Annotated in this window: 17 protein-coding genes and 1 other RNA gene; 8 read left to right on the top strand and 10 right to left on the bottom strand. The window is 71.2% G+C overall.

Annotated features, from left to right (window positions below; translation table 11 throughout):
- Window positions 1-88 precede the first annotated feature (88 nt).
- On the top strand, window positions 89-3,895 hold the full coding sequence (locus CMN_RS06335) for a multifunctional oxoglutarate decarboxylase/oxoglutarate dehydrogenase thiamine pyrophosphate-binding subunit/dihydrolipoyllysine-residue succinyltransferase subunit (protein WP_015490011.1): 3,807 nt from the start codon (window positions 89-91) through the stop codon (window positions 3,893-3,895).
- A 101-nt stretch (window positions 3,896-3,996) separates the two neighbouring features.
- Here CMN_RS06335 and CMN_RS06330 read toward each other — a convergent pair whose 3' ends face one another.
- Genes CMN_RS06330 through CMN_RS06320 form a run of 3 tightly spaced genes read right to left on the bottom strand, consistent with a single transcriptional unit; the run spans window position 3,997 to window position 5,470 of the window.
- Window positions 3,997-4,437, bottom strand: coding sequence for a GNAT family N-acetyltransferase (locus CMN_RS06330; RefSeq protein WP_015490010.1), 441 nt, complete (start codon window positions 4,435-4,437; stop codon window positions 3,997-3,999).
- Between the two features lie 35 nt (window positions 4,438-4,472).
- Window positions 4,473-4,715 carry a mycothiol system anti-sigma-R factor gene (gene rsrA, locus CMN_RS06325; RefSeq protein ID WP_015490009.1) on the bottom strand — a complete coding sequence of 81 codons (243 nt, stop codon included), beginning with the start codon at window positions 4,713-4,715 and terminating at the stop codon, window positions 4,473-4,475.
- Entirely contained in the window at window positions 4,712-5,470 is a 759-nt protein-coding gene (locus tag CMN_RS06320; RefSeq protein WP_269446369.1) for a sigma-70 family RNA polymerase sigma factor, read from the bottom strand. Before CMN_RS06320 ends, rsrA begins: the two co-directional genes overlap by 4 nt.
- Before the next feature lie 130 nt (window positions 5,471-5,600).
- Between CMN_RS06320 and aroA the strand changes: the two genes are divergently transcribed.
- From aroA to CMN_RS06305, 3 genes are read left to right on the top strand one after another with little or no spacing between them, the layout of a single operon-like run.
- Window positions 5,601-7,067: a 3-phosphoshikimate 1-carboxyvinyltransferase gene (aroA, locus tag CMN_RS06315; RefSeq protein WP_015490007.1), complete on the top strand. Its 1,467-nt coding sequence runs from the start codon at window positions 5,601-5,603 to the stop codon at window positions 7,065-7,067.
- Window positions 7,064-8,140, top strand: a complete 1,077-nt coding sequence (gene rsgA, locus CMN_RS06310) for a ribosome small subunit-dependent GTPase A (RefSeq protein WP_015490006.1) — start codon at window positions 7,064-7,066, stop codon at window positions 8,138-8,140. The genes aroA and rsgA overlap by 4 nt, the downstream gene beginning before the upstream one ends.
- Window positions 8,141-8,150: 10 nt before the next feature.
- Window positions 8,151-8,963: an inositol monophosphatase family protein gene (locus CMN_RS06305; protein ID WP_015490005.1), complete on the top strand. Its 813-nt coding sequence runs from the start codon at window positions 8,151-8,153 to the stop codon at window positions 8,961-8,963.
- 35 nt (window positions 8,964-8,998) lie between these two features.
- On the opposite strand, the gene CMN_RS06300 is transcribed toward CMN_RS06305, so the two are convergent.
- The gene (locus tag CMN_RS06300) at window positions 8,999-10,501 is read right to left on the bottom strand and encodes an MFS transporter (RefSeq protein WP_015490004.1); all 1,503 of its coding nucleotides are present in this window, start codon (window positions 10,499-10,501) and stop codon (window positions 8,999-9,001) included.
- A 237-nt stretch (window positions 10,502-10,738) separates the two neighbouring features.
- Here CMN_RS06300 and CMN_RS06295 point away from each other — a divergent pair, with 237 nt between their 5' ends.
- The 3 genes from CMN_RS06295 to CMN_RS06285 are packed head-to-tail and all read left to right on the top strand — an operon-like array spanning window position 10,739 to window position 14,666.
- On the top strand, window positions 10,739-11,821 hold the full coding sequence (locus CMN_RS06295) for an extracellular solute-binding protein (RefSeq protein WP_015490003.1): 1,083 nt from the start codon (window positions 10,739-10,741) through the stop codon (window positions 11,819-11,821).
- Entirely contained in the window at window positions 11,821-12,849 is a 1,029-nt protein-coding gene (locus CMN_RS06290) for an ABC transporter ATP-binding protein (protein WP_015490002.1), read from the top strand. Before CMN_RS06295 ends, CMN_RS06290 begins: the two co-directional genes overlap by 1 nt.
- A 2-nt stretch (window positions 12,850-12,851) precedes the next feature.
- Window positions 12,852-14,666, top strand: a complete 1,815-nt coding sequence (locus CMN_RS06285; protein ID WP_015490001.1) for an ABC transporter permease — start codon at window positions 12,852-12,854, stop codon at window positions 14,664-14,666.
- 94 nt (window positions 14,667-14,760) lie between these two features.
- Here CMN_RS06285 and ssrA read toward each other — a convergent pair.
- The 5 genes from ssrA to prfB form a co-directional block, all read right to left on the bottom strand.
- Window positions 14,761-15,136, bottom strand: a transfer-messenger RNA (tmRNA) gene (ssrA, locus tag CMN_RS14790).
- Between the two features lie 143 nt (window positions 15,137-15,279).
- Window positions 15,280-15,756, bottom strand: a complete 477-nt coding sequence (gene smpB / locus CMN_RS06280) for an SsrA-binding protein SmpB (RefSeq protein WP_015490000.1) — start codon at window positions 15,754-15,756, stop codon at window positions 15,280-15,282.
- A gap of 66 nt (window positions 15,757-15,822) precedes the next feature.
- On the bottom strand, window positions 15,823-16,740 hold the full coding sequence (gene ftsX, locus CMN_RS06275) for a permease-like cell division protein FtsX (RefSeq protein WP_012037996.1): 918 nt from the start codon (window positions 16,738-16,740) through the stop codon (window positions 15,823-15,825).
- Window positions 16,737-18,398 (bottom strand): cell division ATP-binding protein FtsE, encoded by a 1,662-nt coding sequence (gene ftsE / locus CMN_RS15585; RefSeq protein ID WP_015489999.1) that lies wholly within the window; start codon window positions 18,396-18,398, stop codon window positions 16,737-16,739. The genes ftsX and ftsE overlap by 4 nt, the downstream gene beginning before the upstream one ends.
- A gap of 75 nt (window positions 18,399-18,473) precedes the next feature.
- Window positions 18,474-19,577, bottom strand: coding sequence for a peptide chain release factor 2 (prfB, locus tag CMN_RS06265; protein WP_015489998.1), 1,104 nt, complete (start codon window positions 19,575-19,577; stop codon window positions 18,474-18,476).
- A 75-nt stretch (window positions 19,578-19,652) separates the two neighbouring features.
- On the opposite strand from prfB, the gene CMN_RS06260 reads away from it, so the two are divergent.
- Window positions 19,653-20,960 carry an MFS transporter gene (locus CMN_RS06260; protein WP_015489997.1) on the top strand — a complete coding sequence of 436 codons (1,308 nt, stop codon included), beginning with the start codon at window positions 19,653-19,655 and terminating at the stop codon, window positions 20,958-20,960.
- Window positions 20,961-20,968: 8 nt separating this feature from the next.
- Here CMN_RS06260 and CMN_RS06255 read toward each other — a convergent pair whose 3' ends face one another.
- Window positions 20,969-21,451: a pilus assembly protein TadG-related protein gene (locus CMN_RS06255; protein WP_227077763.1), complete on the bottom strand. Its 483-nt coding sequence runs from the start codon at window positions 21,449-21,451 to the stop codon at window positions 20,969-20,971.
- Window positions 21,452-21,480 lie beyond the last annotated feature (29 nt).

Genomic DNA, 21,480 nt, shown 5'->3' with positions numbered 1-21,480 from the left:
AGGTTTAGGCTGGGTGATCGTGGACGCGCGGCACGCGAACGGGCCGCGCGAGGCAGACGACCAACAGCAAGAGAGCGGGCGATCAACTGTGTCGAGCCAGGTGACTGGTACGGGGACCGATGACGGTTCCACGGGCGACTTCGGAGCCAACGAGTGGCTCGTCGACGAGATGTACGAGAGGTTCGTGGTCGACAAGGACTCGGTCGACCGCAGCTGGTGGCCGATCCTCGAGAACTACCACTCGACCGTGATCGAGGGCCGCGAGGCGACCCCGGCCACCGGCGACCAGACCGCCGAGGCGCAGATCCCGGACGCGGAGAGCACCTCCGCCCCCGCGACGACCAACACGGGATCCCCGGCGCCGACGCCGCCCCCCGCCTCCGCCGGCCAGCCCGACGCGCAGGCGCAGCAGCCCGCCACCGGATCCCAGCCCGCGGCGCGCACGACGAGCATCGCCCCGAAGCAGCAGCCGATCCCCGCCCAGGCGCCGGCGAAGAAGGGCGCCGAGCCGACCCCGCCCGGCGAGGACGAGGTCTCCCCCCTCCGCGGCATGGCGAAGTCGCTCGCGACCAACATGGACGCGTCGCTCACCATCCCGACCGCGACGAGCGTCCGCACCATCCCAGCGAAGCTGATGATCGACAACCGCATCGTCATCAACAACCACCTGAAGCGCGCCCGCGGCGGCAAGGTCTCCTTCACGCACCTCATCGGCTGGGCGCTCATCCAGGCGCTCAAGGAGTTCCCGAGCCAGAACGTGCACTACGACGAGGTCGACGGCAAGCCCAGCGTCGTCTCCCCCGCGCACATCAACCTCGGCATCGCGATCGACATGCCGAAGCCCGACGGAACGCGCGCGCTCCTCGTCCCGAGCATCAAGGGCGCCGAGGCCATGACCTTCGGCGAGTTCCTCTCCGCCTACGAGGACCTCGTGAAGAAGGCGCGCGGCAACAAGCTCGCCGCGGGCGACTTCGCCGGCACCACCATCTCGCTCACCAACCCCGGCGGCATCGGCACGGTCCACTCCGTCCCGCGCCTGATGAAGGGCCAGGGCGCCATCATCGGCGCCGGCGCCCTCGAGTACCCGGCCGAGTTCCAGGGGTCCTCCCCCAAGACCCTCGTCGAGCTCGGCATCGGCAAGACCATCACGCTCACGAGCACGTACGACCACCGCGTCATCCAGGGCGCCGGCTCCGGCGAGTTCCTGAAGATCGTGCACGAGCGCCTCATCGGCCAGCACGGCTTCTACGAGGACATCTTCGCGGCGCTCCGCATCCCGTACGACCCGATCCAGTGGGCCACCGACATCAACGTCGACCTCTCCGAGCGGGTCTCCAAGACCAGCCGCGTGCAGGAGCTCATCAACGCGTACCGCGTCCGCGGGCACCTCATGGCGGACATCGACCCGCTCGAGTACCAGCAGCGCACGCACCCGGACCTCGAGATCACGAACCACGGGCTCACCTTCTGGGACCTGGACCGCGAGTTCGTCACCGACGGCTTCGGCGGCCGCCGCCAGGCCCTCCTCCGCGACGTGCTCGGCATCCTGCGCGACTCGTACTGCCGCACCATCGGCATCGAGTACATGCACATCCAGCAGCCCGACGAGCGCCGCTGGATCCAGGGCAAGGTCGAGCAGCCCTACGCGAAGCCCACGCACGACGAGCAGATGCGCATCCTCTCGAAGCTCAACGAGTCCGAGGCGTTCGAGACGTTCCTGCAGACCAAGTACGTCGGGCAGAAGCGCTTCAGCCTCGAGGGCGGCGAGTCCACCATCTCCCTCCTCGACACGCTCCTCCAGGGCGCGGCGGATCACGGCCTCGACGAGGTCGCGATCGGCATGGCGCACCGCGGCCGCCTCAACGTCCTCACCAACATCGCGGGCAAGAGCTATGGACAGATCTTCCGGGAGTTCGAGGGCACGCAGGACCCGCGCACCGTGCAGGGATCCGGCGACGTGAAGTACCACCTCGGCACCGAGGGCACCTTCCGCGGCGTCCACGGCGAGGAGATGCCGGTGTACCTCGCGGCGAACCCGTCGCACCTCGAAGCCGTCAACGGCGTGCTCGAGGGCATCGTCCGCGCGAAGCAGGACCGCAAGCCCATCGGCTCGTTCTCCGTCCTGCCGATCCTCGTGCACGGCGACGCCTCGATGGCCGGCCAGGGCGTGGTCTTCGAGACCCTCCAGCTCTCACAGCTGCGCGCGTACCGCACGGGCGGCACGGTGCACATCGTGATCAACAACCAGGTCGGCTTCACCACGCCGCCGTCCGAGTCCCGCTCGTCGGTGTACTCGACCGACGTGGCCAAGAGCATCCAGGCGCCGATCTTCCACGTGAACGGCGACGACCCCGAGGCCGTCGCGCGCGTCGCGCACCTCGCCTTCGAGTTCCGCCAGGAGTTCAAGAAGGACGTCGTGATCGACCTCGTCTGCTACCGCCGTCGCGGCCACAACGAGGGCGACGACCCGTCGATGACCCAGCCGCTCATGTACAACCTCATCGAGGCCAAGCGCTCGGTGCGGAAGCTGTACACGGAGGCGCTCGTCGGTCGCGGCGACATCACGCAGGAGGAGTACGACGCGGCGCAGAAGGACTTCCAGGACCGCCTGGAGCGCGCCTTCGCGGAGACGCACGCGGCGCAGACCTCGTCCATCCCGATCCAGACCGACGACGCGGGTGCTGTGTCCGACCTCGAGCGCCCCGACTCCCAGCAGGACGACGGTCACGGCGAGCCCGAGACCACGGGCGTGTCCGAGTCCGTGATCCAGGCGGTCGGCGACGCGCACGACAACCCGCCGCAGGGCTTCTCGGTGCACCCGAAGCTGCAGGCGCTCATGCGCAAGCGGCTGGAGATGAGCCGGAGCGGATCCATCGACTGGGCCTTCGGCGAGCTGCTCGCCATCGGCTCCCTGCTGCTCGAGAACACCCCCGTCCGCCTCGCGGGCCAGGACTCGCGCCGCGGCACGTTCGTGCAGCGCCACGCCGTGCTGCACGACCGCGACAACGGCCAGGAGTGGCTGCCCCTCGCGAACCTCAGCGAGCGCCAGGCGCGGTTCTGGATCTACGACACGCTGCTCAGCGAGTACGCGGCGATGGGCTTCGAGTACGGCTACTCCGTCGAGCGGCCCGACGCGCTGGTCCTCTGGGAGGCCCAGTTCGGCGACTTCGCCAACGGCGCGCAGACCATCATCGACGAGTTCATCTCCTCGGCTGAGCAGAAGTGGGGCCAGCGCTCGAGCGTCGTGCTGCTCCTGCCGCACGGCTACGAGGGCCAGGGTCCCGACCACTCGTCGGCGCGCATCGAGCGCTTCCTGCAGCTGTGCGCCGAGCAGAACATGACGGTCGCTCGTCCTTCGACGCCCGCATCGTACTTCCACCTGCTGCGCCGCCAGGCGTACTCGCGGCCCCGCCGCCCGCTCGTGGTCTTCACGCCGAAGGCCATGCTGCGGCTGCGCGGCGCGACGAGCGACATCGAGGCCTTCACCTCGGGTCGCTTCGAGCCGGTCATCGACGACGTCCGCATCGAGGACCGCGGCGCCGTCCGTCGCGTCCTGCTCCACTCCGGCAAGGTGCACTACGACCTGCTCGGCGAGCTCGAGAAGCGCCAGGACACCTCGATCGCCCTCGTGCGGCTCGAGCAGTTCTACCCGTTCCCCGAGGAGCAGGTGCGCCGGGTCGTCGAGTCGTACCCGGACGCCGAGGTCGTCTGGGTGCAGGACGAGCCCGAGAACCAGGGCGCCTGGCCGTTCGTGCACGTGGAGCTCGGCCGGGTCATCCCCGACCGCGCCGTGCGCGTCGTCTCCCGTCCGTCCGCGGCGTCGCCCGCCGCCGGCTCGAGCAAGCGGCACGCGACCGAGCAGACGGACCTGATCACGCGGGCCACCGCGGAGTGATCCGCGCGGGCACGCGCCCGGCATGACTAGAGGCCCGGTCCCCTAGGGGATCGGGCCTCTCGTCGTGCCGGCGATGACGCTGGCGGTGAGCCAGCAGGCGGTCAGCCGACCTTGGAGTAGCGGATGCCAGACGCGTGGTAGCCGCGGCGGGCGTAGAAGCGCGTGACGTTGTCGCGCGCCGCCGCCGAGGTCGCGAGGAACCGCGTCGCGCCGTGCTCGCGCGCCCACGCCTCGTAGTGGCGGATGAGGTCGGAGCCGATGCCGCCCGCCTGGCGTCCCTCGCGCACGACCAGGATGATCAGCTGCGCCAGGGGCTCGTCGTCGGCGAGGCCCCACATGAGGTGACCGCCCGCGAGACCCGCGATGGCCCCCGCGTCGTCGCGCACCACCCACGTCTCGTGGCCGGCGGCGACGGTCATGCGGGAGAGCCGCGCGGCGACGCGCTCCTCGTCCACCTCGTAGTCGAGCAGCCGGAGCAGCTCGACGATGACGGTGAGGTCGTCCGGGGAGGGCGTCCCGAGGGACTGGATCGCGTTGGTCACGTCCCGAGATTACCGGGAGAGCCGCGCCGCCCCGGTCAGTGCGTGGCCTGGATGGCGCGCAGCTTCTCCATGACCTGCGTGCGCAGGTCCTCGGGTGCCGCCTCGGTGCAGGCGCGGCGCACGGTGTCGCGCAGGACGACGCCGACGCGGTGCTCGCGCGCGCAGTCCGGGCAGTTCGCCATGTGCTCGCGGATGTCGGCGGCGTCCGCCTTGTCTAGCTCGTGGTGCAGGTACTCCTCGAGATCCTTCTTGGCCTTGTCGCAGCCGCAGTCGCTCATTTGGTCGCTCCAGTGAGGTGCGCGGTGGAGATGCCCCGCTCGCGCGCGTAGTCGGAAAGCAGGCTCCGCAGCATCCGGCGGCCGCGGTGCAGGCGGCTCATGACGGTGCCCACGGGGGTCTTCATGATGTCGGCGATCTCCTGGTAGGAGAAGCCCTCGACGTCCGCGAAGTAGACCGCCATGCGGAAGTCCTCCGGGATGGACTGCAGCGCGTCCTTGACGGTGCTATCGGGGAGGTGGTCGATGGCCTCGGCCTCGGCGGACCGCGTGGTGGTGGCCGTGGCGCTCGTCGCGCCGCCCAGCTGCCAGTCCTCGAGCTCGTCGATGGTGCCGTTGTAGGGGTCCCGCTGCTTCTTGCGGTAGTTGTTGATGAAGGTGTTCGTGAGGATCCGGTACAGCCAGGCCTTGAGGTTCGTGCCCTGCTTGAACTGGTGGAAGGCCGTGTACGCCTTCACGAACGTCTCCTGGACCAGGTCCTGCGCGTCGGCGGGATTGCGCGTCATGCGCAGGCCCGCGGCGTACAGCTGGTCAATGAACGGGAGCGCCTGCTCCTCGAAGAGCTCGCGGTTGTCGCCGGGCTGGGCCTTGCGCGGCTCCTCGACCTCGGCCCGCTCCGCCTCCGCGTGGTCGGCGGCCTCCTCGGTGGAGTGCACCACGGCCTCCACGAGCTCCGCGGGCGCGGCGGATGCGGTGGGCGCGTCGCCCCCGGTGGTCTCGGCCGGCGCGTCGTGACTGGTGTTCCCTGAAGTGGCCATCAGGGCAGATTCTACGGCGCGCACGAGCTCGGCGGACGGGGCCGCCGGTGCTGTCCTCGTGATCACGGGTGATCCTTCCCGGCCCGGGATCCGGGCCTGCCGGACGCGTGCCCGGTACTCTGGTGAACCCATGGAGATCTTCAGGTATTCCGGTCCGACCTTCAGTCCGTACGACGACGACGACCGGACCCATGCGCCCGTGCCGACGGACGACGGGCCCTGGGCAGCGCCCGTAGCGGACGGGCCGCTCGACGCGACCGTGCCCCTGCCGGGATCCAAGAGCCTGACGAACCGCGAGCTGGTCCTGTCCGCCCTCGCCGACTCGCCCTCCACGCTGCGCGCGCCGCTCCGCTCGCGCGACACCCGTCTCATGGTCGAGGCGCTGCGGGCCCTCGGCACCGTGATCGAGGAGGTCGACGGCGACGGCGCGTTCGGTCCGGACCTGCGGATCACCCCGGCGGAGCTCGCGGGCGGGATCACCATCGAATGCGGCCTCGCCGGCACCGTGATGCGGTTCCTCCCGCCCGTCGCCGCGCTGGCCCTCGGGCCCGTCTCCTTCGACGGCGACCCGAGCGCCCGGCGCCGCCCCATGTGGGGCACCATCGAGGCGCTCCGGGCCCTCGGGGTCGACGTCAACGACGACGGCCGCCGCGCGCTGCCGTTCAGCCTCTACGGCACCGGCGAGGTGCCGGGCGGCGAGATCGCCATCGACGCGTCCGCCTCCAGCCAGTTCGTCTCCGGCCTCCTGCTCGCCGCGCCCCGGTTCGCCCAGGGGCTGCGGCTGCGCCACACCGGACAGAAGCTGCCGAGCATGCCGCACATCGAGATGACGATCCGCACGCTCGCCGAGCGCGGCGTCGTCATCGAGAGCCCGGAGCCCGGCCTCTGGATCGTGCCTTCCTCCCCCATCGCCGGCCGCGAGGTGCGGATCGAGCCGGACCTCTCCAACGCCGCGCCGTTCCTCGCCGCCGCGCTCGTCGCGGGCGGCCGCGTCCAGGTCCCCGACTGGCCCGCGGAGACGACGCAGGTCGGCGCCGACCTCGCGCACCTGCTGCCGCGGTTCGGCGCGACCGTCACGCGGGAGGGCGACGCGCTCGTCGTCGACGGCGGGCCGGGTCTCGCGGCGGGCGGGCGGATCCCCGGCGTCGACCTCGACCTCAGCACCGGCGGCGAGCTCGCGCCCGCCCTGGTGGCGCTCGCCGCCCTCGCCGACGGGCCCAGCCGCATCACGGGCATCGGGCACCTGCGCGGGCACGAGACCGACCGGCTCGCGGCGCTGGCGGCGGAGATCACCGGGCTCGGCGGATCCGTCACGGAGCTCGACGACGGCCTCGCGATCGAGCCCGCCCCGCTGCACGGCGGCCCGTGGCGCGCCTACGAGGACCACCGCATGGCGACCGCGGGCGCGATCATCGGGCTGGCGGTGCCAGGCGTCGAGATCGACGACGTCGGCACGACCGCCAAGACGCTGCCCGAGTTCCCGGAGCTGTGGCTCGGCCCGCTCCTCGGCCGCGCGCCGCGGGCCGCCGTCGACCCCCTGACGCTCGGCGGGATCACCGGACCGGGCACCGCGGGCGGGCTCGGCGGGCTCCTGTGAGCTGGCTCGCGGATCCGGAGGAGGACGACGGCGTCTGGGACGCCTACGACGAGTCCTCGGTGCGCGTGCGGCCGAACCCGAAGGGCAACAAGCCGCGCAGCAAGCAGCGGCCCGGGCACACCGACTCCGTCGAGGGCCGCGTGCTCACGGTCGACCGCGGCCGCTTCGGCGTGCTCGTGGGCGAGGACACCCCCGACGAGCACACGATCATCGCGACGCGCGCCCGGGAGCTCGGCAAGAAGGCCGTGGTCACGAACGACCGCGTCGACGTCGTGGGCGACACCTCGGGCGACGAGGGCAGCCTGTCGCGCATCGTGCGCATCGCGCCGCGTCGGACGCTGCTCCGCCGCAGCGCCGACGACTCCGACGCCGTCGAGCGCGTGATCGTCGCCAACGCCGACCAGATGCTCATCGTCGTCGCGGCCGCCGAGCCCGAGCCGCGCGCGCGCCTCGTCGACCGCTACCTGGTGGCCGCGTTCGACGCCGGCATCCAGCCGATCCTCTGCATCACCAAGTCCGACGTCGCCGACCCCGCGCCCTTCGCCGGCCACTTCCGGGTGCTCGACGTGCCGATCGTGCTGAGCCGCTCGGACGACGTGCCGCTCGACGAGCTGCGCGCGCTCCTCGCGGATCGCACGACCGTGGCCGTCGGCCACTCGGGCGTCGGCAAGTCGACGCTCGTCAACGCGCTCGTCCCGGATGCGAAGCGCGCCACGGGCGTCGTCAACCAGGTCACCGGGCGCGGCCGCCACACGTCGAGCTCGACCGTCTCGATGCGCGTCGAGACCGCCGACGGCGGCCACGGCTGGATCATCGACACCCCGGGCGTCCGCTCGTTCGGGCTCGGGCACGTGGATCCGGCGAACATCCTCCGCTCGTTCGCCAGCTACGCGCACGTGCCTGAGGGCGAGCCGCCGGGCGGGATCCCGCTCACGGAGGCGCACGACTGGGAGATCGTCGACCGGGTCGAGGCGGGCGAGCTCGGGGACGCCGGGCGCGAGCGCCTGCACTCGCTCCAGCACCTCGTCGCCAACCGGTCGGACGCGTCGAAGGGCGACCAGGCCGATCGCTAGGCTCGATCCCGTGGCCTCCGAACCCCTGCACTCCCTGTCGTCCGACCTGCGGCTCGCCCGGGAGCTGGCCGACATGGCCGACGCCATCTCGCTCGACCGCTTCCGCTCGGCCGACCTCGCCATCGAGACGAAGGCCGACTCCAGCTGGGTCACCGACGCCGACACGTCGGTCGAGCGGGCCATCCGCGGCGGGATCGCCGACAGCCGTCCGCACGACAGCGTGCTGGGCGAGGAGTACGGCACGTCCGGCTCGTCGTCGAGGCAGTGGATCGTCGATCCCATCGACGGCACCTCGAACTTCGCCCGCGGCGTGCCCGTCTGGGGCACCCTCATCGCACTCGCGGTCGACGGCATCCCCGTGGTCGGCGTCGTGAGCGCGCCCGCGCTCGGCCGCCGCTGGTGGGGCGCGACCGGACTCGGCGCGTACGTGGACGACACGCTCGGGCAGGCCCCCACCTCGCAGGAGCGGCGGATCCGCGTCTCAGACGTCGACCGGCTCGAGGACGCCTCGATGAGCGTCGCCGGCGTGCAGCGCTGGCGCGACGCCGGCCGGCTCGACGAGCTGCTCGACCTCTCCGGCCGCGTCAAGCGCTCGCGGGACTTCGGCGACATGTGGGCCTACATGCTGCTCGCGGAGGGCCTTCTCGACATCGCGGGCGAGCACGACCTGAAGCCCTACGACATGGCCGCGCTCATCCCCGTGATCGAGGAGGCGGGCGGGCGGTTCACGTCGATCGACGGCGAGGCGGGCCCGTGGCACGGATCCGCGCTTGCCACCAACGGGCGCCTCCACGACGCCGTGCTGGCGGTCGTCGCGCGCTGATCCGAGCCGGATCGCCCGCGCCCCGAGCCGCAGGCTCAGGCGGTCGCGGCCCGCTGCCGACGGTGGCGGCGCTGCCCGAGGTCGACCAGACCCAGCGTGAGGGCGACCGCGACCAGCGCGATCGTCACGAGGAAGCCGTTGCGGAACCCGTCGTGGTACACGGCGAGGCTCGCGTCGCCACCGCCCGTGGCCTCCGCGGAGAGCGTGCTGAAGAAGGTGGCCGACGCGGCCGCGACGCCCACGGCGGTGCCGACGCGCTGGCCGACCTGCGCCATGGATCCGGCGACGCCGCCCTCGGTCACGGGGATCTCGGCCAGCGTGAGCGTCTGGTTCGGCGAGATCACGAAGCCCGCCCCGACGCCCGCGACGAGCATGGCCGCGGCCATCGCCCACGGCGTCGCCTCCTGCGGCGTGAGCACGGCGGCGAGGAGCAGCAGCGTGATGCCCACCGCGACGATCGCGAGGCCGATCACGACCAGCTGCCGGCCGAGGCGCGAGACGAGGCGCCCGCCGATCCAGGCGGTGACGGCCGACGACAGCGCGAACGAGATGCTGACCATGCCCGCGAAGACGGGCGCGAGGCCGAGACCCTGCTGGAGGTAGAGCGTCGTGAGCAGGAACACCGCGGGGATCGCGGCGAAGTACGCGGTGGCGATGAGGATCCCGTTGCGGTACGAGGAGAGCTTGAACAGCGCGAAGTGCACGACGGGCGACTTGCCCGACCGCTCGTAGCGCCGCTCCCACGCGACGAAGAGCGCCGCGGCGACGACGGCCCCGGCGAGCCAGATCCACCGGAGCGGGTCGTCGTCGGGCCCGCCCGTCGTGAGGACGAACGGCAGCATGAGCGAGAACGTGGCGACCGCCAGGAGCACGACGCCGACGGGGTCGAGGCCCGTCTTCGCCTGGGGCCTCGCCTGCGTCCGCGGCAGCAGCTTGAGCGCGAACGCGATGGCGACGATGCCGAGCGGGATGTTCATCCAGAACAGCAGGCGCCAGCCGTCGTCCGGGCCGCCGAGCTGGATCAGCAGGCCGCCGAGCGTCGGCCCGAACGCCGTGGAGATGCCGACGACGGCGCCGAACAGGCCGAAGGCGCGCGCCCGCTCCTCCCCCTGGAAGAGCTGCTGGATGAGACCGAGCACCTGCGGCATCTGGATGCCGGCGGCGACGCCCTGCAGGATCCGCGCGACCACGAGCGTCTTCACGTCGGGCGCGATGGCGCAGAGCAGGCTCGCGATGGTGAACGCGCTGAGGCCGACCACGAACATGAGCCGGCGGCTCTTGATGTCGCCGAGGCGGCCGGCGGGCACGAGGGCCAGGCCGAAGGCGAGCGCGTAGCCGGCGACGATGAGCTGCAGGTCGGTGGATCCGGCGCCGAGCGACTCCTCGATCGACGAGAGCCCGACGTTGACCTTCGAGAGGTCGAGGATCGTGAGCGCCGCGACGCCCACGCAGACCCAGAAGGCCTGCCAGCGGGTCCGCTCCTGGTCGTCGGTCGAGGTGGAGGTCGGGGTGGTGCCCGCGGTGGTGCGTCCGGTCATGAGGTATCGAATCCCATACACGGGCTAGGTATTCCGCTCCCGTGAGCGCGGGCGACGTGCCCCGACCAGCGTGCTCCTCATCTGGGGAATCGTCCGGCGTGTCCCTATGCTGAACAGCGAGCCAACAGCGTCCGCCGGAGCGGGCCGCCGGGGATCCCGCTCCTAATCTGGGGACTTCGTGCCGGTCCGGCGCGATCGCCCGCGAGCACACCGACGTGCTCACCCCGAGAGGACACCATGAAGAACCGCGCCCGCCGTCTCCCCGCCTCGCTCGCCGCCGTGGTCGCGGCCGGTCTCGCCCTCAGCGGATGCGGGTCGTCCGCCGACAGCGGCACCGCGGATCCGGCGGTCTCCCCCGCCTCCGGCGACACCCTCATCGTCTACACGAACTCCAACGGGGACGGCCGCGGCGACTGGGTCACGGCGGAGGCCGCGAAGGCCGGCTTCGACATCCAGATCGTGGGCCTCGGCGGCGCCGACCTCGCGAACCGCATCGTCGCGGAGAAGAACAACCCCGTCGGGGACGTGGTGTTCGGCCTCAACAACATGTACTTCGAGAACCTCAAGGCGGAGGACGCCATCACCGCCTACACGCCCGCGTGGTCGGGCGAGGTCGACCAGGCCGCCGGCGATCCCGCCGACGGCGCGTACTGGCCGCTCGTGGAGCAGGCCATCGTCACCGTGCACGACGCCAAGCAGACCTCGGGCGGGGACGTGCCGAAGGACGTCACCGACCTCTACTCGTCGAAGTACGAGGGGAAGTACGAGGTGAACACGCGACTCGGCGATGCGACCCCGCAGCTCATCCTCGCGGGACTCCTCGCGCCCTACGAGGACCCGGACGGCGACCTCGGCATCAGCGACGCGGGCTGGCAGGTCGTGAAGGACTACTTCGCGAACGGATCCCCCGCCGTCGAGGGCACGGACCTCTACGCCCGCCTCTCCCGCGGCGAGGTCGCGTTCGGCACGCTCGCCTCGAGCGGCATCGCGGCGCGCGACGCGCAGTACGGCACCACCACCGAGATCGTCCCGGCGAAGGCCGGCGTCCCGTTCGTCACGGAGCAGATCGCGGAGATCGCCGGCACGAAGAAGGAGGAGCGCGCCCGCGCGTTCATCGACTGGTTCGGCAGCGCCGACGTCCAGGGCGCGTTCGCGGAGCAGTTCTCGAGCTACCCCGTCAACACGACCGCGCGCGAGAAGGCGCTGCCGGCCGTGAAGGAGCTCATCGAGTCGCTCGACAAGCAGGACGTCGACTACGGCTTCGTGCGCGAGCACATCGCCGACTGGGTCGAGAAGACCGAGCTGGAGTACCTGTCCTGATGATCCGCTTCGACGACGTCGAGGTGCGCTTCGGCGACCAGGTGGCGATCCCCGGGCTCGACCTCGAGATCCACGAGGGCGAGTTCTTCACCCTCCTCGGGCCGTCCGGCTGCGGCAAGACGACCGCGCTGCGGACGCTCGCCGGCTTCGTGGACCCCAGCCGCGGCGAGATCGTGATCGACGGCCAGGTCGCCACGCGCCTCCCCAGCGAGAAGCGCCGCGTCGGCATGGTCTTCCAGAACTACGCGCTCTTCCCGAGCATGTCGGTGCGGCAGAACATCGCGTTCGGCCTCACGGTACGGAAGGCCGGCAAGGCCGAGACCGACCGCCTCGTGCGCGCGATGGCCGACCAGGTCGAGCTGAGCGCGGCCCAGCTCGACAAGGACGTGGCCGAGCTCTCCGGCGGGCAGCAGCAGCGCGTCGCCATCGCGCGGGCGCTCGTGCTCGAGCCGCGGATCCTCCTGCTCGACGAGCCGCTCTCCAACCTCGACGCCAAGCTCCGCGTGCAGCTGCGCGACCAGCTGAAGGGCCTGCAGTCGCGCCTCGGCATCACGACGGTGTACGTGACGCACGACCAGGAGGAGGCGCTGACCATGAGCGACCGCATCGCGGTCTTCGACGCGGGGCGCATCGAGCAGGTCGGCACCCCGGAGGACATCTACGACCGGTCGGCCACCGAGTTCGTCGCCACGTTCGTCGGCGCGATCAACGCGCTCGGCCCCTCGACGGTCGCGCGCCTCCGTGACGCCGGCGCGACGGACCTCGATGCCTCGGGCCGCGCGTACGTGCGGCTCGAGCGCGTGTCGCTGGCCGCCCGCGACGCCGCCCCCGCGGATCCGCGCCGCGTGCGCATCGACGGCGTGGTCGCCGAGCGCAAGTACCACGGCTCGTACAGCACCTACCGGGTCGACCTCGGGGACGACGCCGTCGAGGCGCTCGTCGCCGAGACGGGCGCGCCGCCGCTGGCTCCCGGCACCGAGGTCGTCGTGGGCATCGACCCGTCCGCGATCCTCCAGTACCGGTCGTAGCCGTGCGCACCCCCGTCCGCGCCCTGCTGCGCTCGCCCCTCGGCGTCGTGGTGCTCATCGCCGCGCTCTGGTTCGTCGTCACGTTCCTGGTGTTCCCGAACGCGAACCTGCTCGTCACGACATTCTTCCCCGACGGCGCGTTCAGCGGCCGGGCGCTCGAGAAGCTCCTGAGCTCCGACCGGGCGATGCGGAGCGTCGGCAACAGCCTCCTGCTCGCGGTGACCCTCGCGATCACGGTCAACGTGGTCGGCATATTCATCGTGCTGGTGACCGAGTACTTCGTGGTGCGCGGATCCCGCGTCCTGTGGCTCGGCTACGCTACGACGCTCATCTACGGCGGCATCGTGCTCGCGGCCGGCTACAACTTCATCTACGGCCGCTACGGGTTCGTGACCGCGATCGCGCAGCGGGCGTTCCCCGACCTCGACCCCGACTGGTTCTCGGGGTACTTCGCGGTCGTCATCGTGATGACCTTCGCGACCACGACGAACCACATGCTCTTCCTCCGCTCGTCGCTCGCGGCGATCGACCACCAGACCATCGAGGCCGCACGCAGCATGGGCGCGGGCACCGGGCGCATCCTCTTCCGGATCGTGCTGCCGGCGCTGCGGCCCATGATCTTCGCGGTCACCGTGCTCACGTTCCTCACCGGCCTCGGCGCGCTCACCGCCCCGCTGGTGCTCGGCGGCACGGGCTTCCAGACGGTGGCGCCCATGATCGTGACGTTCTCCAAGAGCACGAGCTCCCGCGACCTCGCGGCCCTGCTCGCGATCGTGCTGGGCGTCGCGACCATCGTGCTGCTGGCGATCATGAACCGCGTCGAGAAGTCGGGCGTGTACTTCTCGGTCGCCAAGGTTGCGACCCCGCTGCAGAAGCAGCGCATCCGGAACCCGGTCGTGAACGGCGTCGTGCACGTCGTCGCGTACGCGCTGTTCGTGGTCTACGCGCTGCCGGTGATCCTCATCGTGCTGTTCTCGTTCCTCGACTCGAAGAGCGTGCAGACGGGCACCATCACGTGGGACTCGTTAACCCTGCGGAACTACGCGACCGTGCTCGGCTCCCCCGACGTGCTCCGGCCCTTCATCGTGAGCCTCGTCTACAGCGCGCTGGCCGCCGTGATCGTCGTGGCGGGCCTCCTGTTCGTCGCACGCCTGATCCAGCGCAACCGCAACTGGGTCACCGCGACGCTGGAGTACCTGCTGCACATCCCGTGGATCCTCCCGACCATCCTCATCGCGCTCGCGCTGCTGCAGACATTCGACCGGCCGCAGCCGCTCATCGGCGGGCAGGTGCTCACGGGCACGACGTGGCTGCTGCTGGTGGCCTACATCATCGTCAAGGTGCCGTTCACGCTGCGCCTGCTGAAGGCGGCGTTCGCGAGCGTGCCGCAGTCGCTCGAGGACGCGGCGCGGATCCTCGGCGCGAGGTCGCTCACGACGTTCCGGCGGGTGCTGGTGCCGCTCGTGATCCCCACGGTTGCGGCCATCACGGCGCTCAACTTCAACAGCCTGCTCGACGACTACGACGCAGCGGTGTTCCTCTACCAGCCCCTGTACGAGCCGCTCGGCATCGCGATCAAGGCCAGCACCGAAGGCGAGGCGAACCTCGACTCGATGAGCATCACGTTCGTGTACACGGTGCTGCTCATGATCATCATGGGGCTCACGATGTACCTCGTGTACGGGCGCTCCGGCGGGCGTGCGCGTCGCCGCCGCGGCCGCACCGGCTCGCCCGCGGTGGAGACCACGGCTCCCGCCCTCGCGACTTCGGATCCCGGCGCACCCGTTCCGACGGCGCCGCGCAAGCCGGTCGGCTGAACCCCAGACAGACGCAAGGCCCCGTCCGATGGACGGGGCCTTCGTCTGTCCGGACGGATCCGGACCCTCGACGAGCGTGGAGCATGCGACGCGATGGTGGAGATGCGGGGAATCGAACCCCGGTCCACTGCTGTAATCCTGCGCCTTCTACGGGTGTATCCAGGAAAGGCGTCCTGCTCGGCCCCGGAACCTGCTCCTGGCATCTGATCCGACGGGCCCAGCCTCAGTTCGAGTCCCGCGCGGCCCTGAGGCACGACCGCGCAGCGAGCTCCCTGATCTGACGCCGACTTACCGGATAGAGAGCATCACCGGGTCGACGGTCCTGTTAGTGCGCTCGCTTAGGCAGCGAGAGCGAAGGACGACTGCTTGTTATTGGCAGTTGTATTTTGCAGAGAGCGTTTACGAGATAGCCCTGCATCCTCGACCCGCTTCTCGCAGTCATTCAGGCAATGTCGAAACCGATCATCCCCATGAACGGCAGACCGCCTCGAGAGGCGCCCGAGCCGGGTCGCATGTTCCACGCTGTCGAGTTGTCAATCACCGATCGCACCTTGCGCGACCAGCGGTCCATGTTACCCGACCGGAGACGGGCGCACCACCGGATGGAGCGGGATCACTCGCCCAGGCGGCGGTGCGACGAGATCGCCCGGTCCGCCTCGCGCTTGTCCTGGCGCTCGCGGAGCGTCTGGCGCTTGTCGTACTCCTTCTTGCCCTTCGCGATGGCGAGCTCGACCTTCGCACGGCCGTCGACGAAGTAGAGCTGGAGCGGGACGACCGTGTAGCCGCCCTCCTTGACCTTCGTGTGGATCTTGAGGATCTGCTCCTTGTGCAGGAGGAGCTTGCGCTTGCGGCGCACCGGGTGGTTGTTCCAGGTGCCCTGGTTGTACTCGGGGATGTGCACCGCGTCGAGCCAGGCCTCGCCGGCGTCGACGAACGCGTAGCCGTCCACGAGCGAGGCCCGCCCCTGGCGGAGCGACTTGACCTCGGTGCCCGTGAGCACGAGGCCGGCCTCGTAGGTCGACTCAATGGTGTAGTCGTGGCGCGCCTTGCGGTTCGTCGCCACCACCTTCTCGCCACGTTCCCTGGGCACGGTGGACTCCTCGATGGTTCAGGTGGATGCGCCCGGATCCGGGCAGCCCATCAGCCTACCGGAGGATCAGATCCGCAGATAGCGGCTGATCGCGAAGTTCGCGGAGACCGCCGCGAGCACGACGCCCACCCCCAGCAGGATTGGCACCACGAGCAGCGCGTCGTCCATGTTGACCAGGGATATCGACGTGAGCCGGGTGCTCAGGAACCCCTGGACGAAGAACTTGACGAGCGCCACCGTGGCCGCGCTGGCAAGCACCGACCCGATGAGCGCCGCGAACACGCCCTCGAGGATGAACGGGGTCTGGATGAAGCGGTTCGACGCCCCGACCAGCCTCATGATGCCCAGCTCCCGTCTCCGCGAGAACGCGGACAGGCGGATCGTGGTGGCGATCAGCAGGGCGGCGGCCACGAGCATGAGCCCGGCGATCCCCACGGCGGTGAGGCTGGCGGCGTTGAGGATCGAGAAGATCTGGTCGAGGTACTGCCGTTGGTCGGTTACGTTCTCGACGCCGGCGAGCCCGGAGAGGCTGTCGCTCAGGATGTCGGACTTCGACGGATCCTTGAGGTTCACCCAGAACGCCTCGTTGAGGAACTCCGGCTGCACGAGCTCCGTGACGGGATCGCCCTTGAACTGCTCCTGGAAGTTCTTGTACGCGGTGTCCTGGTCCTCGAAGTAGTACTTGTCGATGAACGGGGCGAGGGTGTCGCTGTCGAGCTGCTGCTTGACGGCGTCGATCTGCTCCTGGGTGGCCTTGCCGTTCACGCAGGTCTCGCTCGGCACCGAGGTGTCGGTGCAGAAGTCGATCGCGACCTGGGCGCGGTCGTACCAGTAGTTCTTCATCTGGCCGATCTGCATCTGCAGCAGCACGGCCGCGCCCACGAACGTGAGCGAGATGAAGGTGACGAGCACGACCGATACGACCATGCTGACGTTCCGACGGAGGCCGTGGCCGACCTCGGAGAGGACGAGTCCGAGTCTCATCGCGTGGGCCCCACATCCTGTGCGCCGGTGTCGTCCGGCGACTCGCCTCGGGCGCGGAGGCCCAGCTTCTCGGCCAGGCCGAGCTCGGCGAGCTCGGCGTCGTCGCGTCCGTCGGCGGGCGCGGATCCGCCCTCGCCGTCGGACAGGTCGGGCAGGCGGATGACGCCGGTGCCCTCGGGGAGCCGACGGATGGATCCGGTGCTCGGGGCCGCGGGGGCCGCTCCCCCGCCGTTGCGTCTGCTGGTCGGCCGCGGAGCGGGCGGAGCGGGCGGAGCGGGCGGAGCGGGCGGGGCGTCGTCGACGGGCGGCGCGTCGTCGCGGACGACGGGCACGGCGCGGGACGGCGTCGGCTCGACGGGTCGCTCGGGACGGACGGGCTCGGGCGGGGTCGGCTCGGGGCGCGCGGAGGCGGGCTCGCGGCGCTCCTCCCCGGCCGGGGCCGGACGCTCGCGCTCGACCTCACGCTCGGGGACGGGATCCACGCGCGCGGCCTCGGCGAACGCCGACGGGGCGTAGGCCGGGGCGTCCGGGCGGGATCCGGCGGCGCGGTCCGGCGGGGTCGCCCGGGCGGGCTCTGCCCCGCGGTCGGGCTCGGCGTCGCGGGCGGGCGAGGTCGCGGGCACGATCGGCGCGGCATCCGTCGCGGGTGCGCTCGGAGCGGCGGCCGTCGCGGCTGCGGCAGGAGCGGCCGCGTCCCTCGCGGGCTTCCGCGGCGCCTTCTTCGCGGCCTTGGCGGCAGCGGCCTCGCGGGTCGCCTCCTCCTTGGCGCGCGCCTTCTCGTCGGCGCGCCGCTGCTTGTCGCGCTTCGCCTGCTCGCGACGCTCGGCGCCGGTGGCGGGCTCCGCGGGGGCGGTCGGGCGCGGGGGCGCGGGGAGCGGGGCGGCCGGGACGAACACGGGCGTCGGCGCGGCCACGGGCGGGTGCTCGGGGTTCACGCCCACCGGGTTCTCGGCCGTGCGCGGCAGGTCGATGGCGGAGGTCTGGTACTGGCCGCCGGCCTCGTCGCGGACGACCTCGCCGCCGATCAGCTCGATGACGCGCTTCTGCATCTGGTCGACGATGCCGGAGTCGTGGGTGGCCATGATCACCGTGGTGCCGTTGGCGTTGATCCGCTCGAGCACCTGCATGATGCCGGCGCTCGTCAGCGGGTCCAGGTTGCCCGTGGGCTCGTCGGCGAGGAGCACGGCGGGCTTGTTGACCACGGCGCGGGCGATGGCCACGCGCTGCTGCTCGCCGCCCGAGAGCTCGTGCGGCAGGCGCTGCTCCTTGCCCTGGAGGCCCACCATGGCGAGCACGTCCGGGACGGCCTCCTGGATGAAGCCGCGCGACTTGCCGATCACCTGGAGCGTGAAGGCGACGTTGTCGAAGACCGACTTGTTCGGGAGCAGCCGGAAGTCCTGGAACACCACCCCCAGGCTGCGCCGGTAGTAGGGGACCTTGCGGCTCGACAGCTGGTTCAGCTGCTGGCCCAGGACGTGGATCGTGCCCTGCGTGGGCCGATCCTCCTTGAGCACGAGACGCAGGAAGCTGGACTTGCCGGACCCGGATGCGCCGACGAGGAAGACGAACTCCCCGCGGAGGATCTCGAGGTCGACGGAGCTCAGCGCCGGTCGGGGGTTGCCGGGATACACCTTGGATACGTGGTCGAACCTGATCATGTCGGTACGACCCTAGGCACGGGAGGGGCCTTTCGCCGCATCGACTCACCGCGGCCGACGGTCCCCCGGACTCTCTCAGGCGCGGTCGGGCGACTTCCGCCAGCGGATCCCCGCGGAGATGAAGCCGTCGAGGTCGCCGTCGAACACGTTGGACGGGTTGTTGACCTCGTGCTCCGTGCGGAGGTCCTTCACCATCTGGTAAGGCGCGAGCACGTAGCTGCGCATCTGGTCGCCCCAACTCGCCGTGATGTTGCCGGCGAGCTCCTTCTTGGTGGCCGCCTCCTGCTCGCGCTGCACGAGGAGCAGGCGCGACTGCAGCACCCGGAGGGCGGCGGCGCGGTTCTGGATCTGGCTCTTCTCGTTCTGGCAGGTGACGACGATGCCGGTGGGCAGGTGGGTGATGCGCACCGCCGAGTCGGTCGTGTTGACGGACTGGCCGCCGGGGCCGGACGAGCGGAAGACGTCCACCCGCATGTCGTTCTCGGGGATCTCGATCGACTCGGTCTGCTCGATGAGGGGCACGACCTCGACCGCGGCGAACGAGGTCTGGCGCTTGCCGGCCGAGTTGAACGGGCTCATGCGCACAAGGCGGTGCGTGCCGGCCTCGACGGAGAGCGTGCCGAACGCGTAGGGCGCGTCGATCTCGAAGGTGGCCGACTTGATGCCCGCCTCCTCCGCGTAGGAGGTGTCGAGCACGGTGGCCGAGTAGTCGTGCTGCTCGGCCCAGCGCAGGTACATGCGCATGAGCATCTCGGCGAAGTCGGCCGCGTCGACGCCGCCGGCTCCCGCGCGGATCGTGACGACCGCGGGCCGGGGGTCGAACTCGCCGTTGAGGAGCGTCTGCACCTCGAGCTCGTCCATGATCTTGGTGATGCCCTCGAGCTCGACGACCGCCTCCTCGGCGGACTCCTCGTCGTCCTTCGCCATCTCGACGAGCACGTCGAGGTCGTCGAGGCGGCGCTGCAGCTCGTCGATGCGCTTGAGGTCGGCCTGGCGGTGGCTCAGGTCGCTCGTGACCTTCTGGGCCTTCTCGGTGTCGTCCCAGAGGTCCGGCTCGCCCGCCTGGGCGCTCAGCTCCTCGACCTCCTGCTGCAGGCGCTCGACGCCGATCACCGAGCGGATGTTGGAGTAGGTGTCGCGCAATTCTGTGATCCGCGAAGAGAAGTCCTGGTCGATCATGGTGCCGCCCAGCCTACCGCCAGGGCCGTCGGCGACGTCCGGGGCAGGGACCGCCCGCGCGTAGGCTCGGGGACGATGTCGACCCCGGATGCCCCCTTCTCCCTGCGCGCGGTGGCGCTCCCGGCGCTGCTCCCCGCGCTCCTCTTCTCCATCGGCGAGGGGGCGATCATCCCCATCATCCCGATCGTCGCCGGCAGCCTCGGCGCCTCGCTGGCTATCGCCGCGTTCATCGGCGGCATGATCATGCTCGGCGAGCTGGTGGGCGACATCCCGAGCGGATCCGTGGTGAGCCGCATCGGCGAGCGGACCGCCATGATCGGCGCGGCCTTCGTCTCCATCGGCGGCCTGGTGCTGTGCCTCCTCGCGCCGAACCCGCTCGTGCTCGGCGTGGGCGTCTTCCTCATCGGCGTCTCGACGGCCGTGTTCGCGCTCGCCCGGCACGCGTTCATGACGAGCTTCGTGCCGCAGGCGTACCGCGCCCGCGCGCTCTCGACGCTCGGCGGCACCTTCCGGGCCGGGTACTTCGTGGGGCCGTTCCTGGCGGCCGGAGTGATCCACCTGACGGGCGCGTCGCAGTCGGCGTTCGTGATCCACATCGTCGCGTGCCTCGCCGCCGCCGTGACGCTGCTCGTGCTGCCCGACCCGATGGACGTCGTCCGCCGCAACCGCGCGGCCGACCTGCAGAGCGCCGCTCCCGCGACGGCCGGCGAGCCGCAGGACGACGAGTCGGTCGGTGCATCGGCGGGCACCGCGGCGGCGGGGCGCGAGTCGGCGGGCCTCGCCCGGACGCTGTGGCGGTTCAAGGGCGTGCTGGTGAAGCTCGGATCCGGCGCGGCCCTCATCGGCGCGATGCGCGCGGGCCGCGGCGTGCTCCTCCCCCTGTGGGCCGTGAGCATCGGCATCTCCGACGCGAACACGGCGCTCATCATCGGCATCGCGGGCGGCGTGGACTTCGCGCTCTTCTACGCGAGCGGCCAGATCATGGACCGCTTCGGCCGGCTCTGGAGCGCCGTGCCGTCGATGGTCGGGCTCGGACTCGGCTACCTCGTGCTCGCGCTGACGCCGGACCTGCCGACGAGCGTGCAGTGGTTCATCGGCGTGGCCATGTTCATGTCGGTCGCGAACGGCGTGGGCTCGGGGATCCTCATGACCCTCGGCGCCGACCTCGCCCCGCGCGAGGACCCGGCCCCCTTCCTCGGCGCCTGGCGCTTCACGGGCGACGCCGGCAGCGCCGCCTCCCCGCTCCTCATCGCCGCGCTCACCTCCGCCGCGTCGCTCGCCGTCGCCAGCGGCGCGATGGGGGTGCTCGGGCTCATCGGGGCCGGGATCCTCGTGCGGTACGTGCCGCGGTACGTGCCGCGCAAGCCGCGGCCGACCGCCTGAGGCGCCGCTCACCCGCCTCCCGCAGGACCGACCGGCGCCGCGCCCGGCCCCACGAGCACGCTGCGGGCGGTGCTCGTGACGTCGATGCGCACGCCGTCGGGGGCGAACAGGGAGGCGACCGGCGGGATCCAGGTGGCGGACAGGGTCACGCGCGCGCTGCGGCCGTCCGGCGTCGTGGCGCCGTCGACGTGGAGGTCGTGGATCCCCGCCGTCGGCTCGTCGGCGAGGAACGCCGTGACCGTGGAGGCGACGCCGTCGTCCGTGAGGGGCGGGAGCGCGACGCCGTCGTCGTCGACCGCGATCGGCGCCCCGCCGTCACCGTCCACGTCGAAGGACTCGGCGCCCGCCAGCGCCGCCGCGTCCGCCAGCGAGAAGAGCCGGACGCGTTCGAGGTAGAGCGAGGACGCCGCCGAGACCATCAGGATCACGGCGAGGCCGAGCGCGCACGAGGCGATCACGAGCGGCAGGATCGAGCCGTCGTCCGCGGCCACGTCGACGATCCCCGCCCGATCGCGACGGG

It is taken from the genome of Clavibacter nebraskensis NCPPB 2581 (assembly GCF_000355695.1).
Taxonomy (GTDB): Bacteria; Actinomycetota; Actinomycetes; order Actinomycetales; family Microbacteriaceae; genus Clavibacter; species Clavibacter nebraskensis.
This window is presented reverse-complemented; position numbering and strand designations above follow the sequence as displayed.

What these genes read in the sequence shown, in the direction of transcription:
- CMN_RS06320 (WP_269446369.1), bottom strand. Translation starts at nt 5,470, where the DNA reads ATGGCCACTTCAGGGAACACCAGTCACGACGCGCCGGCCGAGACCACC.
- aroA (WP_015490007.1), top strand. Translation starts at nt 5,601, where the DNA reads ATGGAGATCTTCAGGTATTCCGGTCCGACCTTCAGTCCGTACGACGAC.
- CMN_RS06300 (WP_015490004.1), bottom strand. Translation starts at nt 10,501, where the DNA reads ATGACCGGACGCACCACCGCGGGCACCACCCCGACCTCCACCTCGACC.
- rsrA (WP_015490009.1), bottom strand. Translation starts at nt 4,715, where the DNA reads ATGAGCGACTGCGGCTGCGACAAGGCCAAGAAGGATCTCGAGGAGTAC.
- ftsE (WP_015489999.1), bottom strand. Translation starts at nt 18,398, where the DNA reads ATGATCAGGTTCGACCACGTATCCAAGGTGTATCCCGGCAACCCCCGA.
- CMN_RS06295 (WP_015490003.1), top strand. Translation starts at nt 10,739, where the DNA reads ATGAAGAACCGCGCCCGCCGTCTCCCCGCCTCGCTCGCCGCCGTGGTC.
- CMN_RS06290 (WP_015490002.1), top strand. Translation starts at nt 11,821, where the DNA reads ATGATCCGCTTCGACGACGTCGAGGTGCGCTTCGGCGACCAGGTGGCG.
- prfB (WP_015489998.1), bottom strand. Translation starts at nt 19,577, where the DNA reads ATGATCGACCAGGACTTCTCTTCGCGGATCACAGAATTGCGCGACACC.
- ftsX (WP_012037996.1), bottom strand. Translation starts at nt 16,740, where the DNA reads ATGAGACTCGGACTCGTCCTCTCCGAGGTCGGCCACGGCCTCCGTCGG.
- CMN_RS06260 (WP_015489997.1), top strand. Translation starts at nt 19,653, where the DNA reads ATGTCGACCCCGGATGCCCCCTTCTCCCTGCGCGCGGTGGCGCTCCCG.